This window comes from Streptomyces sp. Y20 (assembly GCF_043195475.1).
GTDB lineage: Bacteria > Actinomycetota > Actinomycetes > Streptomycetales > Streptomycetaceae > Streptomyces.
On sequence record NZ_JBIDDP010000014.1, the window covers coordinates 159,345 to 174,704 of the forward strand.

Below are 15,360 nucleotides of genomic sequence, written 5' to 3' on the forward strand. Positions count from 1 at the left end.
CCGTCCGGGGGATCATCGGGCGGGGAAGCCTTTTCTGGCAGACTCTGTGTCTATGGGTGACTCGACCGTGACAGAGCCGGAAGGTCGCGAGCAGGTGGCCGTTCCGCGGGTCGTCCCGGGCGAGACCGGACGGGGCCCGCTGGGCCGGCTGCGGCGTCCGCGACGGCCCCGGCTGTGGTTCGAGATCCTTCTGGTCGCGGTGAGTTACTGGACGTACTCGCTGATCCGCAACGCCGTCCCGGAGCAGCGGGCCGAGGCGCTGCGCAACGCGCGCTGGATCTGGCGCGTCGAGCACGGCCTGGGCGTCGCCGTCGAGCAATCGGTCAACCACGCCGCGAACTCGGTGTCTTGGCTGATCATCGGCATGAACTACTACTACGCCACACTGCACTTCGTCATCACGATCGGCGTGCTGGTGTGGCTGTACCGGTGGCATCCCGGCCGGTACGCGGCGACCCGGCTGGCCCTGTTCGCGACCACGGGCGTGGCCCTGGTGGGCTACTACCTGTTCCCCCTCGCGCCGCCCCGGCTCATGCGCGGCGGGCACTTCGTCGACACCGTGCTGATCCACCACACCTGGGGCTCCATGGCGTCCGGCGACCTCAAGCACATGTCGAACCAGTACGCGGCGATGCCGTCGATGCACATCGGCTGGTCCCTGTGGTGCGGGCTGACGGTGTTCGCGCTGGCCTCGGTGCCGTGGGCGCGGGTGCTGGGGCTGGTGTACCCGGCGCTCACCCTCCTGGTGATCGTCGCCACGGCCAACCACTTCTGGCTGGACGCGGTGGGCGGCGCGGTCTGTCTGTGCTTCGGGTTCGCGGTGGCCAGGCTCTGGTACGGCACCCTGCCGTACGCGCTGCCCCGGCGGGTGACGGCGCCGCCCGCGGGTGAGCCCGTGCCCGCCGTTCCGTCCGCGTAGCGGTACGGCGGCACGGCGCACACGGACCCGCGGCGCCGGTTCAGTCCGCGTAGAACAGCTCCTCCACGACCGTGCGCGCCCGGCGGGCGGTGCGCCGGTAGGCGTCCAGCATGTCCCCGGCGTGCCCGGCGCCGTAGCCCAGGTAGCGGCCGACGGCGGCCAGCTCGCGGGGCTCGGTGGGGAAGGTGTCCCCGGCCCGGCCGCGGACCAGCATGACCGCGTTGCGCACCCGGGTGGCCAGCACCCACGCCTCGTCCAGGATCTCCGCGTCCGCGGCGGACAGCAGCCCGGCGTCGCGGGCGGCGGCCAGGGCCCCGCGGGTGCGGGTGGTGCGCAGGCCGGGCTCGTGGTGGCCGTGGCGCAGCTGGAGCAGCTGGACGGTCCACTCGACGTCGGACAGACCGCCGGGGCCGAGCTTGGTGTGCAGCTTGGGGTCGGCGCCCCGGGGCAGCCGCTCGGACTCCATCCGCGCCTTCAGCCGGCGGATCTCGCGGACCGCGTCCTCGCCGAGGCCCTCGGCCGGGTAACGCAGCGGGTCGATCAGGGCGGTGAAGCGACGGCCCAGGTCCTCGTCGCCGGCGACCGGTTCGGCCCGCAGCAGCGCCTGGGACTCCCAGACCAGGGACCAGCGGCGGTAGTACGCCTCGTACGACTTCAGGGTGCGCACCAGCGGGCCCGACTTGCCCTCCGGGCGCAGGTCCGCGTCGATGAGCAGCGGCGGGTCGGCGCTGGGCAGCTGGAGCAGGCGGCGCATCTCGGCGACGATCCTGTTCGCGGCGGCGGACGCTTCCTGTTCGTCCGCGCCGTCGCGGGGTTCGTGCACGAACAGCACGTCCGCGTCGGAGCCGTAGCCCAGCTCGTGGCCGCCGAAGCGGCCCATGCCGATGATCGCGAACCGGGTGGGCAGGGCGTCGCCCCAGCCGTCGCGGACGACCGCGCTCAGGGTGCCGGCGAGGGTGGCCGCGGTGAGGTCGGAGACGGCCGCGCCGACCCGGTCCACGAGCGCACCCTGGTCGGTCTCGGCGGCGTTGGCCTCGGTGCCGTAGGAGCCGACGATGTCGGCGGCGGCGGTGCGGAACAGCTCGCGGCGGCGGACCCCGCGGGCCGCGGTGACGCCCTGCCCGGCGCCGGCCGCGCGGCCCACCGCGGCCATGATCTCCTGCTCCAGGGGGACGCGGTCGCGGGGCGCGAGACCGCCGGCGTCCCCGTCGCCCAGCAGCGCCACCGCCTCGGGGGCGCGCATCAGCAGATCGGGGGCGAGGCGGCCCGCCGACAGGACGCGGGCCAGGTTCTCGGCCGCCGCGCCCTCGTCGCGCAGCAGCCGCAGGTACCAGGGCGTCTTGCCGAGCGCGTCGGAGACCTTGCGGAAGTTGAGCAGGCCGGCGTCGGGATCGGCCGAGTCGGCGAACCAGCCGAGCAGGACCGGGAGCAGGGTGCGCTGGATCGCCGCCTTGCGGGTCACCCCGGAGGCCAGGGCCTCCAGGTGGCGCAGGGCGGCGGCCGGGTCGGCGTAGCCGAGGGCGACCAGACGAGCGCGGGCCGCCTCGGGGCTCAGCCGGGTCTCGCCGGGCGCCAGCTGGGCCACGGCGTCGAGCAGCGGGCGGTAGAAGAGTTTCTCGTGCAGCCGCCGTACGACGCCGGTGTGCCGCCGCCACTCGCGGTTCAGGCCGGTCACCGGGTCGGTGCGCAGGCCCAGGGAGCGGCCGAGACGGCGCTGGTCCGCCTCCGCCTCGGGGACGAGGTGGGTGCGGCGCAGGCGGTACAGCTGGATGCGGTGCTCCATCGAGCGCAGGAAGCGGTACGCCTCGTCCAGGCGGGCGGCGTCCTCGCGGCCGACGTAGCCGCCGGCGGCGAGGGCGTGGAGGGCGTCCAGGGTGGTGCCGCTGCGCAGGGCCGGGTCGGTGCGCCCGTGCACCAGCTGGAGGAGCTGCACGGCGAACTCGACGTCGCGCAGGCCGCCCGGGCCGAGTTTGAGTTCCCGGTCGATCTCGGCCGCGGGGATGTTCTCCACCACGCGTCGGCGCATCTTCTGCACGTCCGCCACGAAGTTCTCGCGGTCCGCCGCCTGCCACACGAGGGGGTGCAGCGCGTCGAGGTAGGCCTGGCCGAGGTCGGCGTCGCCGGCCACCGGGCGGGCCTTGAGGAGGGCCTGGAACTCCCAGGTCTTCGCCCAGCGCTGGTAGTAGGCGAGGTGGCTGCTGAGGGTGCGGACGAGGGGGCCGTTGCGGCCCTCGGGGCGGAGGTTGGCGTCGACCGGCCAGATGGATCCCTCGACGGTCGTCTCGGAGCAGATCCGCATGAGGTGGGAGGCCAGCCGGGTGGCGGAGCCGATGGCCTTGGTCTCGGGTGTGCCGTCGGTCGCCTCGGCCACGAAGATGACGTCCACGTCGGAGACGTAGTTCAGTTCGTGGCCGCCGCACTTGCCCATGGCGATCACCGCGAGGCGGCAGGCGGCGGCGTCCTCGGGTGCGGCGCGCCGGGCCATGGCCAGGGCCGCGCGGAGGGTGGCGGTGGCCAGGTCGGCGAGTTCCGCGGCGGCCTCGGCCACGTCGGTGGTGCCGCAGACGTCCCGGGCGGCGATGGAGAGCAGGCAGCGGCGGTAGGCGACGCGGAGGGTGACCGGGTCGTCGGCCTCGGCCAGGCCGCGTTCGAACTCCGTGAGGCCCGGGTGCAGGTCCTGCGGCTCGTAGGTGACCAGGACCTGCCAGTCGGTGGGGTGGCGGGCCAGGTGGTCGGCGAGGGCGGCGGAGGCGCCGAGAACGCCGAGGAGGCGGTCGCGCAGGGGCTTGGCCGCGATGAGGGTGTCCAGCAGCGAGCGGTGGGCCGTGGGGCCGTCCTGCGCCTCCAGGAGGCGGACCAGGCCGTCCAGGGCGAGGTCGGGGTCGGCGGTGGCGCCGAGGGCCTCGAGGAGGACCGGGTCGTCGCGGACGGGGGCGAGTTCGGGGCCGTCCAGGAGGCGCTCGGCGGCGGAGGGGTCGGTGAAGCCGTGCCGCAGCAGACGGGTGAAGGTGCTGCTCCTGCGCCCCGGCGTCATCTCCGTGGTCTCCCCTCGGATCTTCGGTCGTCCTGGCTCCAGAGCCTAACCGGAGCGGGCCGGGCAGCTCCGCCCGCGGTCGGGTGGGGGCGTGCCCGTGCCCGCGGGGACGCACGGGTCCCGCGGGCCGAGCGGTCTCCGGTCAGGTGGTGACCCGGCTCGTGCGGTCCTGCTGGTGCGGGAACGCCGTCGTCAGCAGGTCGTGCATGGCCTGGGCCGCGCTCGGCGCCGCGTCACCGCAGCAGTTGTTGAACAGCAGGTGCAGTTCCCCGGTGTGCCGGGACAGCTCCCGGACGCGCGGCAGCCATTCGGTCAGTTCCGCCGCCGTGTAGGTGTGGCGGAAGCGCTCCTCCTTCGTGCCCGTGCCCCACAGGGGGCTGCGGCCGTGGAAGCGGACCACGGCCAGGCGGGGGGTGGTCACGACGGCCGGCGTCATGCCCTCGACGGTGTCCGTGGCCACGGCGGTGGCGTCGATGTCCTTCAGGAGGGCGGCCGTACGGCCGGTGCGCCACCAGGCGGGGTCGCGGAACTCGGCGGCGAACGGCCAGTCGCGGGCGCGTTCGCGGGCGGCGCGCACGAAGTCCTCGGCCTCGGGGCCCGGGGTGAGGGAGGGCGGGAACTGGAAGAGGAGGGTGCCCAGGCGGCCGGCGTCGCGCAGGGGGGTGAGGGCTTCGGCGTAGCGGGCCCAGACCTCGGCGCGCAGGTCCTCGCCGCGGGCGTGGCCGCGCAGGTCGGCGGGGAGCGCGGACGGGCGGGTGGGGTGGCCGGTGAGGAGGGAGAACGCCTTGACGTCGAAGCGGAAGCCGGGGGGTGTGCGCTCCGCCCACAGGGCCGTGGTGCGCGCGGCCGGCAGGGCGTAGTACGGCGAGTCGACCTCGACCACGGGGAAGCGGGTCGCGTAGTGGCGCAGCCGTTTCTCGGCGTCGCGGTGGCCCCGTGGGTACCAGCCGCTCGCGAGCAGTGCAGGGTCCGTCCAGCCGCAGGTACCGATGAGGATGTCCGCCATGGGGCGCGGGTACCCGCCGTTCATCGGCTCTTCACCCCCGGGGCCGGCCCGCGTGGGCCACGGGAATATTGGCGTGTGCATGCTCTGACCGCACCGCCAGCCGTCCATCCATACCCGGAGGTTGATGTGTCCGGCAGTTCCGTGTACCGCCGTGCCCGTACCGTCGTGGCGTCCGCGTCGGCCCTCGCCGCGGCCGCGTTCGGGCTGTGGACCGGCCTCGGCAGCGGATCCGCGCACGCCGCGGGCACCGTGCCCAGCCCGGACCACGTCGTCGTCGTGGTCTTCGAGAACCACGCCTACAGCCAGGTCATCGGTTCCTCCAGCGCGCCGTACATCAACTCGCTCAAGAGCGGCGGCGCGAACCTCACGCAGTCCTACGCCGAGACCCACCCGAGCCAGCCGAACTACTTCGCGCTGTTCTCCGGCTCCACGCAGGGCGTCACCGACGACAGCTGCTACACGCCGGGCTTCTCCTCGGCACCCAACCTGGCGTCCGAGCTGATCGCCGCCGGGCGCAGCTGGGCCAGCTACAACGAGACCCTGCCGAGCCAGGGCTCCACCACGTGCAGCAGCGGCACGTACGCGCGCAAGCACAACCCCTGGTTCGGTTTCAGCAACGTGCCGGTGTCGTCCGCGAAGACGTTCGCCCAGTTCCCGGCGGACTACTCGACGCTGCCCCAGGTGTCCTTCGTCGTGCCGAACCTGTGCAGCGACATGCACGACTGCTCGGTGTCCACCGGTGACACCTGGCTGAAGAACAACCTGGGCGCGTACGCGACCTGGGCCAAGACCCACAACAGCCTGCTCGTCGTCACCTTCGACGAGGACAACCGGCTCAGCGGGAACCGGATCCCGACCGTGCTCTACGGGCAGCCCGTGACCGCCGGGTCGGCCTCCTCGGTCACGTACAACCACTACGACCTGCTGCGCACCCTGGAGGACACCCAGGGCCTGAGCACGCACGCGGGCAACGCGGCCGGCGCCACGGACATCACCGGCGTCTGGGCGTCCTGACGTGTACGTAGCGGACAGCCGCGCGTCCACGTCCGCTCACGGCGCCGCCCGGCCCTCCGCCGGGCGGCGCCGCGCCGCGGTCGCGCCGACGGTGCTCGCGCTGGGGACGGTGAGCCTGGTCACCGACGTGTCGTCGGAGATGGTGACGGCGGTCCTGCCGCTGTACCTGGTCACCGGGCTCGGCCTGTCGCCCCTGGGGTTCGGGCTGCTGGACGGCATCTACAACGGCTTCTCGGCGCTCGTGCGCCTTGTCGGCGGGCACCTCGCCGACCGGGGCGGCGGGCGGCACAAGTGGGTCGCCGGGCTGGGGTACGGCATCTCGGCCCTCTGCAAGCCCCTGTTGCTGGTGGCGCACACACTGACCCCGATCGGGGCCGTACTCGCCGCCGACCGCACCGGCAAGGGGCTGCGGACGGCCCCGCGCGACGCGCTGATCTCGCTGTCGAGCACACCGGAGACGCGCGGGCGTGCCTTCGGGGTGCACCGCGCGATGGACACCGCCGGGGCCCTGCTCGGTCCGCTGGCGGCGTTCCTCGTCCTGCGGGCCACCGTGGACGGCTACGACGCGGTGTTCGCCGTCAGCGCCTGCGTGGCCGCGCTGGGCCTGCTGGTGCTGGTGCTCTTCGTGCCGGGCGGGAGCAAGCCGGCGCCCGCCGGCGAGCGGCCGAGCCTGCGGGCCGCCGTCGGGCTGCTGCGCCGCCGCGACCTGCGCCGGATCGCCGTCTGCGCGCTGCTGCTGGGCCTGGCCACGGTCAGCGACTCCTTCGTCTACCTGCTGCTCCAGCGCCGCCTCGGGGTGCCCGACCGGTGGTTCGCGCTGCTGCCGCTGGGTACGGCCGCCGCGTTCCTGCTGCTGGCGGTGCCGCTCGGCCGGCTCGCGGACCGGGTGGGCGCCTGGGCGGTCTTCCTCGCCGGGCACGGTGCCCTGCTCCTCGCCTACGCCCTGCTGCTGACCTCCTGGCACGGCACCGGGCTGCCGTATCTCGTCCTCGCCCTGCACGGCGGTTTCTACGCGGCCACCGACGGGGTGCTGATGGCCGCCGCCTCCGACAGCGTGCCGGAGCGGCTGCGTTCCTCCGGTCTCGCCGTCGTGCAGACCGGGCAGGCCCTGACCCGGTTCGCCTGCTCCCTGCTGTTCGGCGCGGCCTGGACGGCCTGGGGCGACCGGGCGGCGCTGGCGGGCGCGGCGGCGGCGCTGGCCGCGTGTGCCGCGTTCTCCCTCACACTGCGCCCGGCCGGGACGGTGACCGCATGACCCTGCGCTCGCGCGTCCTCGTCCTCGTCGCGGCCGCCGCCGTACTCGCGGCGGTCGGGCTGGCCGCCGTACTGCACGCCGCCGCGCGCGCCGAGCGCCGTGACCACCCCCGGGCGGGCGGTCCGCGCGTCACCCCAGGAGCGGTGACGCTGCGCGGGTCCGGGCGCCTGGTGTTCCGCAACATGGCGTGGGGCCCGCACCGGGACGAGCTGACCGCCGTCCCGGCCGCGGACCCGGGCGGGCCGCGCACCGCCTCCGGCCTCAAGTGCCTCCGCTTCCACGCCGCCTCGGGCACCGGCGTGTGCCTCCAGGCCGTGCACGGGCCGGTCTCGGACACCTACCGGGCGCTGATCCTGGACTCCCGCCTGCACACCGTGGACCGCTACGACGTGCCGGGCATCCCGTCGCGGGCCCGGGTCTCCCCCACCGGGCACTTCGCGGCCTGGACGGCGTTCGTGGGCGGGGACTCGTACGCCGGGACGGACTTCTCCACGCGCGCCGCGATCGTGGACACCCGCACGGGGAAGCTGATCCCGTCGCTGGAGTCCTTCCGGATCGTCCGGGACGGGCGGCCCTACCGGGCGGCGGACGCCAACTTCTGGGGCGTGACGTTCGCGGCCGACGACCGCACGTTCTACGCCACCCTCGCCACCGGGGGCCGGACCTATCTGGTCCGCGGCGACCTGCGCGAACGCACCGTCACCACCCTGCACACGAATGTGGAGTGCCCGTCCCTGTCGCCCGACGGCACCCGGATCGCGTACAAGAAGCGGGTGGCAGGGCTGCCCCAGGACGCGCCCTGGCGGCTGTACGTCCTCGACCTACGCACCATGCGGGAGACGCCGCTCGGCGAACCGCGCAGCGTGGACGACCAGGCCCTGTGGCGGGACACGCACACGCTCGTGTACGCGCTGCCCGGGGACTACGGCGCCGACCTGTACGAGGTCCCGGCGGACGGGTCGGGACGGCCGCGTCGGATCAGCCCGGCCGCCGTGTCACCGGCGTACCTCGGATAGCCGCACCCCGGGTCAACACCGCGGCCGGGCTTTCCGCCATCACGGTGTCTTCCCGACCCGGGCTCCCGCACTCCCGGCGGGCCGCCCCGGAGACTTCCCGGGGCGGCGGCCGGGCGGCTGCCGGGAGAGACGAGGACACGGATGTCCGACAACAAGATCCTGGTCGCGGTGGGCGAGCATCCCCGCGCCGAGGGGGCCGCGGCCGAGCAGCTGCGCAAGATCCGGGACGCGGTGGAGGCGGCCGGCTTCGGGGTGCGCTGGGCGGTCACCGCCGAGGACGCCGACGCCGTACTGCGCACCGAGGCGGGAGTGGCGGCGGCCCTGGTCGCCTGGGACCTGCCCGTGGCAGGGGCGCGGGCGCGGACCGGCGGCGACGGTCACCGGATCAGCGGTGACGGCCCCGGGGCCGCGCTCGCCCCGCCGGCCCTGCGGGACGGCGCCGCCCGCGGGAGCACCGACGGGAGGGGCCGGACGGACGGGGCCACGGCCGGAGGCGCCGACGGGGCCACGGGCGGGGCGGCCGTACTGCGCCGGATCGGGCGGCGCTTCCGGGACCTGCCGGTGTTCCTGGTCATGGCCGACGACGACCTCCAGGACCTGCCGCTGTGGGTGTCGGAGACGGTCGTCGGATACGTGTGGCCCCTGGAGGACACCCCCGGATTCATCGCCGGCCGCATCACCACCGCCGCCCGCGCCTACCGCGAGGACGTGCTGCCGCCCTTCTTCCGGGCGCTGCGCCGCTTCGACGACGCCCACGAGTACTCCTGGCACACCCCCGCCCACTCCGGCGGCGTCGCCTTCCTCAAGTCGCCCGCCGGGCGCGCCTTCCACGACTACTTCGGCGAACGGCTGCTGCGCAGCGACCTGTCGATCTCCGTGGAGCAGCTCGGCTCGCTGTTCGAGCACACCGGCCCCATCGGCGACGCCGAACGCAACGCGGCCCGCGTCTTCGGCTCCGAGCTGACCTACTTCGTGCTGCACGGCGACTCCACCTGCAACCGCCTGGTGGGCCACTTCAGCGTCACCCGCGACGAACTGGCCCTGGTGGACCGCAACTGCCACAAGTCCGTCCTCCAGGGCCTGGTCGTCTCCGGTGCCCGGCCCGTCTGGCTCATCCCCACCCGCAACGGCTACGGCCTCGCCGGCCCGCTGCCCCCGGCCGAGCTGGCGACGGAGTCCGTCGCGGCCCGGATCGCCGCGCACCCGCTCGCCGAGGGCGCCGTCTCCCAGGAGGCTCAGTACGCGGTGTTCACCAACTCCACGTACGACGGCCTCAGTTACGCGGCCGTCCCGACGGCGCGGGCGCTCGCGGCCAGCACGCCCCGGGTGCACTTCGACGAGGCCTGGTTCGCGTACGCCCGGTTCCACCCGCTGTACGCGGGCCGGTACGGCATGTCGGTGGCCCCGGACACCTTCCCCGGCCCCGACCGGCCGACGGTCTTCGCGACCCAGTCCACGCACAAGCTGCTGGCCGCGCTGTCGCAGTCCGCGATGGTGCACGTGCGGCCGGCACCCCGGGCACCGGTGGAGCACGACCGCTTCAACGAGGCCCTGATGATGCACGGCACCACCTCCCCCCTGTACCCGATGATCGCCTCGCTGGACGTGGCGACGGCCATGATGGACGGGCCGCAGGGCGAGTGGCTGATCGACGAGGCGTTGACGGAGGCGATCCGCTTCCGGCAGGAGATGGTCCGGCTGCGCCGGCGGGTGGAGGCCGCCGGGGACCGGCCGCCGTGGTTCTTCGGCGTCTGGCAGCCGGAGGAGGTCACCGACCCGGTGACGGGTGAGCGGCTCGCCTTCGACGCGGCCCCGCCGGAGCTGCTGCGCACCGAGCAGTCCTGCTGGCTCCTGGAGCCCGGCGCCGCCTGGCACGGGTTCCCGGGGCTGACCGAGGGCCACTGCATGCTGGACCCGGTGAAGGTCACGCTGACCTGCCCCGGCATCTCCGCGACCGGCGAGATGGCCGAGGAGGGCATCCCGGCCCGGGTCCTGACCGCGTACCTGGCCACCCGGAACATCGTGGTGGAGAAGACCGACAGCTACACCACGCTGGTGCTGTTCTCCATGGGCATCACCAAGGGCAAGTGGGGCACGCTGCTGGACGCGCTGATGGACTTCAAAGCCCTCTACGACGGTGACGCCCCCCTGGACCGGGTGCTGCCCGAGGCGGTCGCCGCCCACCCCCGCCGCTACGCCGGGATGACCCTGCCCGAGCTGTGCCGTCAGATGCACGAGCAGCTGCGCTCGGCACGCCTGGTGGAACTGCTGGACACCGCGTTCCAGCAGCTGCCCGAGCCGGTGTTCCCGCCGCAGCACTGCTACCAGCGGCTGGTGCGGGGGGGCACCGAGCGGGTGCGGATCGCCGACGCGGCGGACCGGGTCGCGGCGGCGATGGTCACGGTGACCCCGCCCGGCATCCCCGTCCTCATGCCGGGCGAGTCCACCGGCACCCCCGACGGCCCCCTCCTGCGCTACCTCACCGCGCTGGAGAGCTTCGACCGCCGCTTCCCGGGCTTCCGCAGCGAGACCCACGGCGTGACGATCGACGAGGACACCGGCGACTACGGGATCGAGTGCCTGCGCCCGGAATGACCCGGCAGAGCCCGCCCCCGCGGCCGGTGGCCCACGACCACCGGCCCCCGCGCCGTTCCGGCGTGACTGCAGCACGGGCAGGCCCTTCCGTACGACCGGACCGTCTGCGCCGAAGCAGCCACAGCTGGACGAGGAGCGGCAGGGGCATTCTGGATTCTCAAGTTCCCCTCAGGGAATGGATCTTGCACTTGTTGCGTACACGCGATTACGCCTAGTGTCCACGTGTTCGACCGCTGCGGGGGCGGTCCACGGAGGGTGTCACATGGGCATGACGCCACGGCACTCAGCAGGAATCGGTACGGTCATCTGCAGTTACGGTTCCTGGGGCTACAAGGTGAACTGGAAGACCCATTCGAGCCTGCGGACGGCCAAGCTCGCCGGATGCTCCGTCCTGGCGTCGGCGTTCCTGCTCGCCTCGTGCACGACGTCCGGCGGCGGTGGGAACCGGGCAGATCCTTCACGATCACCTGCACCGAGTCCGGCTCGAACGGCAACCAAGCAGTCGGAGAAAGAACTCGGTGAGCAGGCCCAAGCGGCTCTTGCCGCCGTCCGTAGCGGAACACCTGTCGAGGCCGGCGCGGAACGCGTAATCGACGGTATTCACAGCGAACCCACTCTGAGCAAGGGAAAGACCTACCGAATCAGCCTCGCATGCGCCGGCAAGGGGAACGCGCGGCTGACCTTCGTGCCCGCGGACGCCGGCACGAGGACCACCGTGCCATGCGATACGTCAGTGGTTCAGCAGCGGATCACCGCGGACAAGCCGGTCCGCATCGACGTCGACGGCACCGGGGGATCGACCGGCGTGATCGCCTGGCAGATCAACGCCGTGTGATCCGGCCGCCGGCCCGCGCCCCGGCGGTCAGCGGCGGGGTCCTGCCTCTCCGGAGGACCGGCCGGCGAAGGTGCGTCACGGTCGCGCCGAATCGCGGTGTGGCCGACCGCAGCCAGCGATCGGCCACACGCATGGTCAAAGGCCTTGACGCCCTGACCCGCCCCTACAGCACCGGCAGGTTCTTCCGCAGCTCGAAGGCCGTGACCTCGCTGCGGTACTCCTCCCACTCCGACTTCTTGTTGCGCAGGAAGAAGTCGAAGACGTGCTCGCCGAGGGTCTCGGCGACCAGGTCGCTGCTCTCCATGAGGGTCAGGGCCTCGCCGAGGTTCTGCGGGAGGGGTTCGATGCCCATGGCGCGGCGCTCGGCGTTGGAGAGGGCCCAGACGTCGTCCTCGGCGCCCGGCGGGAGTTCGTAGCCCTCCTCGATGCCCTTCAGGCCGGCGGCCAGCAGCACCGCGTACGCCAGGTAGGGGTTGGAGCCGGAGTCGATGGAGCGGACCTCCACGCGGGCGGAGCCGGTCTTGCCGGGCTTGTACATGGGGACGCGGACGAGGGCGCTGCGGTTGTTGTGGCCCCAGCAGATGTACGAGGGGGCCTCGCCGCCGGCGCCGGCGGTGCGCTCGGAGCCGCCCCAGATGCGCTTGTAGGAGTTCACCCACTGGTTGGTGACCGCGGAGATCTCCGCCGCGTGCCGGAGCAGGCCGGCGATGAAGGAGCGGCCGACCTTGGAGAGCTGGTACTCCGCGCCGGACTCGTAGAAGGCGTTGCGGTCGCCCTCGAAGAGGGAGAGGTGCGTGTGCATGCCCGAGCCGGGGTGCTCGGAGAACGGCTTGGGCATGAAGGTCGCCTGGACCCCCTGCTCCAGCGCCACCTGCTTCATGACCAGGCGGAACGTCATGATGTTGTCGGCCGTGGAGAGGGCGTCGGCGTAGCGCAGGTCGATCTCCTGCTGGCCCGGGGCCCCCTCGTGGTGGGAGAACTCCACGGAGATGCCCATCGACTCCAGCATGGTGATCGCCTGGCGGCGGAAGTCCATGCCGACGTTGGTGGGCGTGTGGTCGAAGTAGCCGGAGTTGTCCGCGGGCGTGGGGCGGGAGCCGTCCAGCGGGCGGTCCTTCAGCAGGAAGAACTCGATCTCCGGGTGGGTGTAGAAGGTGAAGCCCAGGTCGGAGGTGCGGGCGAGGGCACGCTTGAGGACATAGCGCGGGTCGGCGAAGGACGGGGAGCCGTCCGGCATGAGGATGTCGCAGAACATGCGGGCCGTGCCGGGGGTCTCCGCGCGCCAGGGCAGGACCTGGAAGGTGGACGGGTCCGGCTTGGCGATCATGTCGGACTCGTAGACCCGGGCGAAGCCCTCGATGGCGGAGCCGTCGAAGCCGATGCCCTCGTCGAAGGCCTGTTCCAGCTCGGCGGGGGCCACGGCGACGGACTTGAGGAAGCCCAGCACGTCCGTGAACCACAGCCGTACGAACCGGATGTCGCGCTCCTCCAACGTCCGGAGCACGAACTCCTGCTGCTTGTCCATCTTCCGCTTCCCCATCCTTGCTGGTCAGGCCGCCTGTCTCCCGTATCGCGGGAGGCGGTCGGGCACCTGAGCATCCCACCACAACACCATTTCGTGCGCGTTGCGGACCTTGATCGCCCGAGCGTCCTGGATCTGAACGCCTCTCTTACGGCCGGTGTACCGCTCTGCCGCCCATCTTGCCTGCTCGGGCCGTCATCCGTAATGGCCGGTCCCCTTCGCCTCGACGGCCGGTCCCCTCCGCCCCCACGGCCGGTCCGCTCGGCACCGATGGCCGGTTCGCCGCCCCGGTGAGCGACACCACGGCCGTTTAATTTGTATCTCGTATGCAACTTTTCATAGCGTGCCGGTCAGCCGAGTCCTCCGAGGAGTCCCGATGCTGACCGAGCAGTCCGCAGCCACCGTCCGCGCCACCCTGCCCGCCGTCGGCGCGGCCATCGGCGAGATCACCGAGCGGTTCTACGGCCGCCTGTTCGCCGCCCACCCCGAACTGCTGCGGAACCTGTTCAACCGCGGCAACCAGGCCTCCGGCGCACAGAAGCAGGCCCTCGCCGGCTCGATCGCCGCCTTCGCCACCCACCTGCTGGACCACCCGGACCGGCGGCCCGACGCGATGCTGGCCCGGATCGCGCACAAGCACGCCTCCCTCGGGGTGAGCGCCGAGCAGTACGAGGTCGTCCACGAGCACCTCTTCGACGCCATCGCCGAGGTCCTCGGCGACGCCGTCACGCCCGAGGTGGCCGCCGCCTGGGACGAGGTGTACTGGCTGATGGCGCACGCCCTCGTCGCCGTCGAGAAGCGGCTGTACGAGGAGAGCGCCGGCCGGGGCTTCAGGGAGTTCGAGGTGGTGGAGCGGGTCACGGAGACCGCGGACGTCGTCACCTTCCGGCTGCGGCCGGCCGACGGCGGCCCGGTGGCCGGCTTCCGCGCCGGGCAGTACGTCTCCGTCCGCGTCACCCTGGACGACGGGGCCCGGCAGATACGGCAGTACAGCCTGTCCGGCGCGCCGGGCGAGAGGGTGCGGCAGATCAGCGTCAAGCGGGTGGACGGCGGTACGGCCCCCGACGGGGAGGTCTCCCACCACCTCCACGCGCGCGTGCGCCCCGGTGACCTGCTGGAGCTGTCCGAGCCGTACGGCGACCTCGTCCTGGCCGGCGGACCGGACACACCCCTGCTGCTCGCCTCGGCGGGCATCGGCGTGACCCCCATGGTCGCGATGCTGGCCGACCTCGCCGCCTCGGGCCACCGCGGCCCGGTCACCGTCGTGCACGGCGACCGCTCCCCCGCCGAACACGCCCTGCGCGCCGGCCAGAGGGCGTACGCCGGCGAGCTGCCCGAGTCGGCCGTGCACCTCTTCTACGAGCGGGACGCCGAGCCGGGCACCCGGACCGGTCCGGTCGACCTGGCCGGCATCGCCGTACCCCCCGGCACGCGCGCGTACCTGTGCGGCCCGCTGCCCTTCCTGCGCGCGGTGCGCGCCCAGCTCATCGCGCGGGGCGTGGCTCCGGCGGACGTGCACTACGAGGTGTTCGGCCCCGACCTGTGGCTGGCCCAGGACTGAGCGGCGGCAGCGACGGCGCCTGGGGCCGGCCGCGGAGCGCTCAGGCCGGTCCCGGCCCCCGGGTCAGGCCCAGCAGCAGGGGCGCGGTCGGCTCGGCGACGATCTCGGCGATCGTGACGGAGTCCAGCGTGGCGAAGAACGCCTCCTGTGCGCGGCGCAGGGCACCGCGCAGGCGGCAGCCGTCGCGCAGCGGGCAGGGGGCCGTGCCCTCGCACTCGACCACGTCGCCGTCGCCCTCGAAGGCGCGCACCACCGCGCCGACCGACGCCGTCCGCCCCCGTTCGGACAGGGCCAGGCCGCCGCCCCGGCCGCGGCGGGCGTCGACGAGGCCGAGGTGCTGGAGTTCGGCGACGACCTTCGCGGCGTGCGTGTAGGGCACGTCCATGTCCGCGGCGACCTGGCGGGTGGTGGGCGTGGCGCCGGCGGCGACGGCGAGTCTCATCAGGACACGCAGAGCCAGGTCGGTGGAGCGCAGCAGCCGCATACCGCGAGGGTAGGTAACGCGCATCCGCGCTTCAAATCAGCCGGTTCCCGCGTCCTCTCTACGGAAGTACCGCCCTCGCGCATTACGATCAGCGGGCCCCACCGTCCACGTCCCCCTTC

At 73.3% G+C, this 15,360-nt stretch carries 11 protein-coding genes; 7 read left to right on the plus strand and 4 right to left on the minus strand.

Going from position 1 to position 15,360, the window contains the following annotated elements; genetic code table 11:
- Nucleotides 1-52: 52 nt before the first annotated feature.
- The gene (locus ACGFT1_RS29305; protein ID WP_373911991.1) at nt 53-919 is read left to right on the plus strand and encodes a phosphatase PAP2 family protein; all 867 of its coding nucleotides are present in this window, start codon (nt 53-55) and stop codon (nt 917-919) included.
- A 40-nt stretch (nt 920-959) separates the two neighbouring features.
- Here the strand turns inward: ACGFT1_RS29305 and ACGFT1_RS29310 are convergent, their stop codons facing one another.
- Both ACGFT1_RS29310 and ACGFT1_RS29315 read right to left on the minus strand, forming a co-directional pair.
- Nucleotides 960-3,953 (minus strand): bifunctional [glutamine synthetase] adenylyltransferase/[glutamine synthetase]-adenylyl-L-tyrosine phosphorylase, encoded by a 2,994-nt coding sequence (locus ACGFT1_RS29310; RefSeq protein ID WP_373911992.1) that lies wholly within the window; start codon nt 3,951-3,953, stop codon nt 960-962.
- A gap of 142 nt (nt 3,954-4,095) precedes the next feature.
- A complete protein-coding gene (locus ACGFT1_RS29315; RefSeq protein WP_373911993.1) occupies nt 4,096-4,959 on the minus strand; it encodes a DUF72 domain-containing protein in 864 nt (287 codons plus the stop codon).
- A gap of 126 nt (nt 4,960-5,085) precedes the next feature.
- On the opposite strand from ACGFT1_RS29315, the gene ACGFT1_RS29320 reads away from it, so the two are divergent.
- From ACGFT1_RS29320 to ACGFT1_RS29340, 5 genes are all read left to right on the plus strand, one after another.
- Complete coding sequence (locus ACGFT1_RS29320) at nt 5,086-5,973, plus strand: alkaline phosphatase family protein (RefSeq protein WP_373911994.1); 888 nt, start codon at nt 5,086-5,088, stop codon at nt 5,971-5,973.
- 1 nt (nt 5,974) lies between these two features.
- Nucleotides 5,975-7,228, plus strand: a complete 1,254-nt coding sequence (locus tag ACGFT1_RS29325) for an MFS transporter (protein ID WP_373911995.1) — start codon at nt 5,975-5,977, stop codon at nt 7,226-7,228.
- Nucleotides 7,225-8,244 (plus strand): TolB family protein, encoded by a 1,020-nt coding sequence (locus ACGFT1_RS29330; RefSeq protein ID WP_373911996.1) that lies wholly within the window; start codon nt 7,225-7,227, stop codon nt 8,242-8,244. Before ACGFT1_RS29325 ends, ACGFT1_RS29330 begins: the two co-directional genes overlap by 4 nt.
- A 141-nt stretch (nt 8,245-8,385) precedes the next feature.
- Nucleotides 8,386-10,839 carry an Orn/Lys/Arg decarboxylase N-terminal domain-containing protein gene (locus ACGFT1_RS29335; protein ID WP_373911997.1) on the plus strand — a complete coding sequence of 818 codons (2,454 nt, stop codon included), beginning with the start codon at nt 8,386-8,388 and terminating at the stop codon, nt 10,837-10,839.
- 262 nt (nt 10,840-11,101) lie between these two features.
- Nucleotides 11,102-11,674, plus strand: coding sequence for a hypothetical protein (locus ACGFT1_RS29340; protein WP_373911998.1), 573 nt, complete (start codon nt 11,102-11,104; stop codon nt 11,672-11,674).
- A 163-nt stretch (nt 11,675-11,837) separates the two neighbouring features.
- Here ACGFT1_RS29340 and glnA read toward each other — a convergent pair whose 3' ends face one another.
- Nucleotides 11,838-13,199, minus strand: coding sequence for a type I glutamate--ammonia ligase (gene glnA, locus ACGFT1_RS29345; protein ID WP_121791281.1), 1,362 nt, complete (start codon nt 13,197-13,199; stop codon nt 11,838-11,840).
- 373 nt (nt 13,200-13,572) lie between these two features.
- On the opposite strand from glnA, the gene ACGFT1_RS29350 reads away from it, so the two are divergent.
- Nucleotides 13,573-14,757, plus strand: coding sequence for a globin domain-containing protein (locus ACGFT1_RS29350; protein ID WP_373911999.1), 1,185 nt, complete (start codon nt 13,573-13,575; stop codon nt 14,755-14,757).
- A gap of 40 nt (nt 14,758-14,797) precedes the next feature.
- Here ACGFT1_RS29350 and ACGFT1_RS29355 read toward each other — a convergent pair whose 3' ends face one another.
- On the minus strand, nt 14,798-15,241 hold the full coding sequence (locus ACGFT1_RS29355; RefSeq protein WP_373912000.1) for an Rrf2 family transcriptional regulator: 444 nt from the start codon (nt 15,239-15,241) through the stop codon (nt 14,798-14,800).
- Nucleotides 15,242-15,360 lie beyond the last annotated feature (119 nt).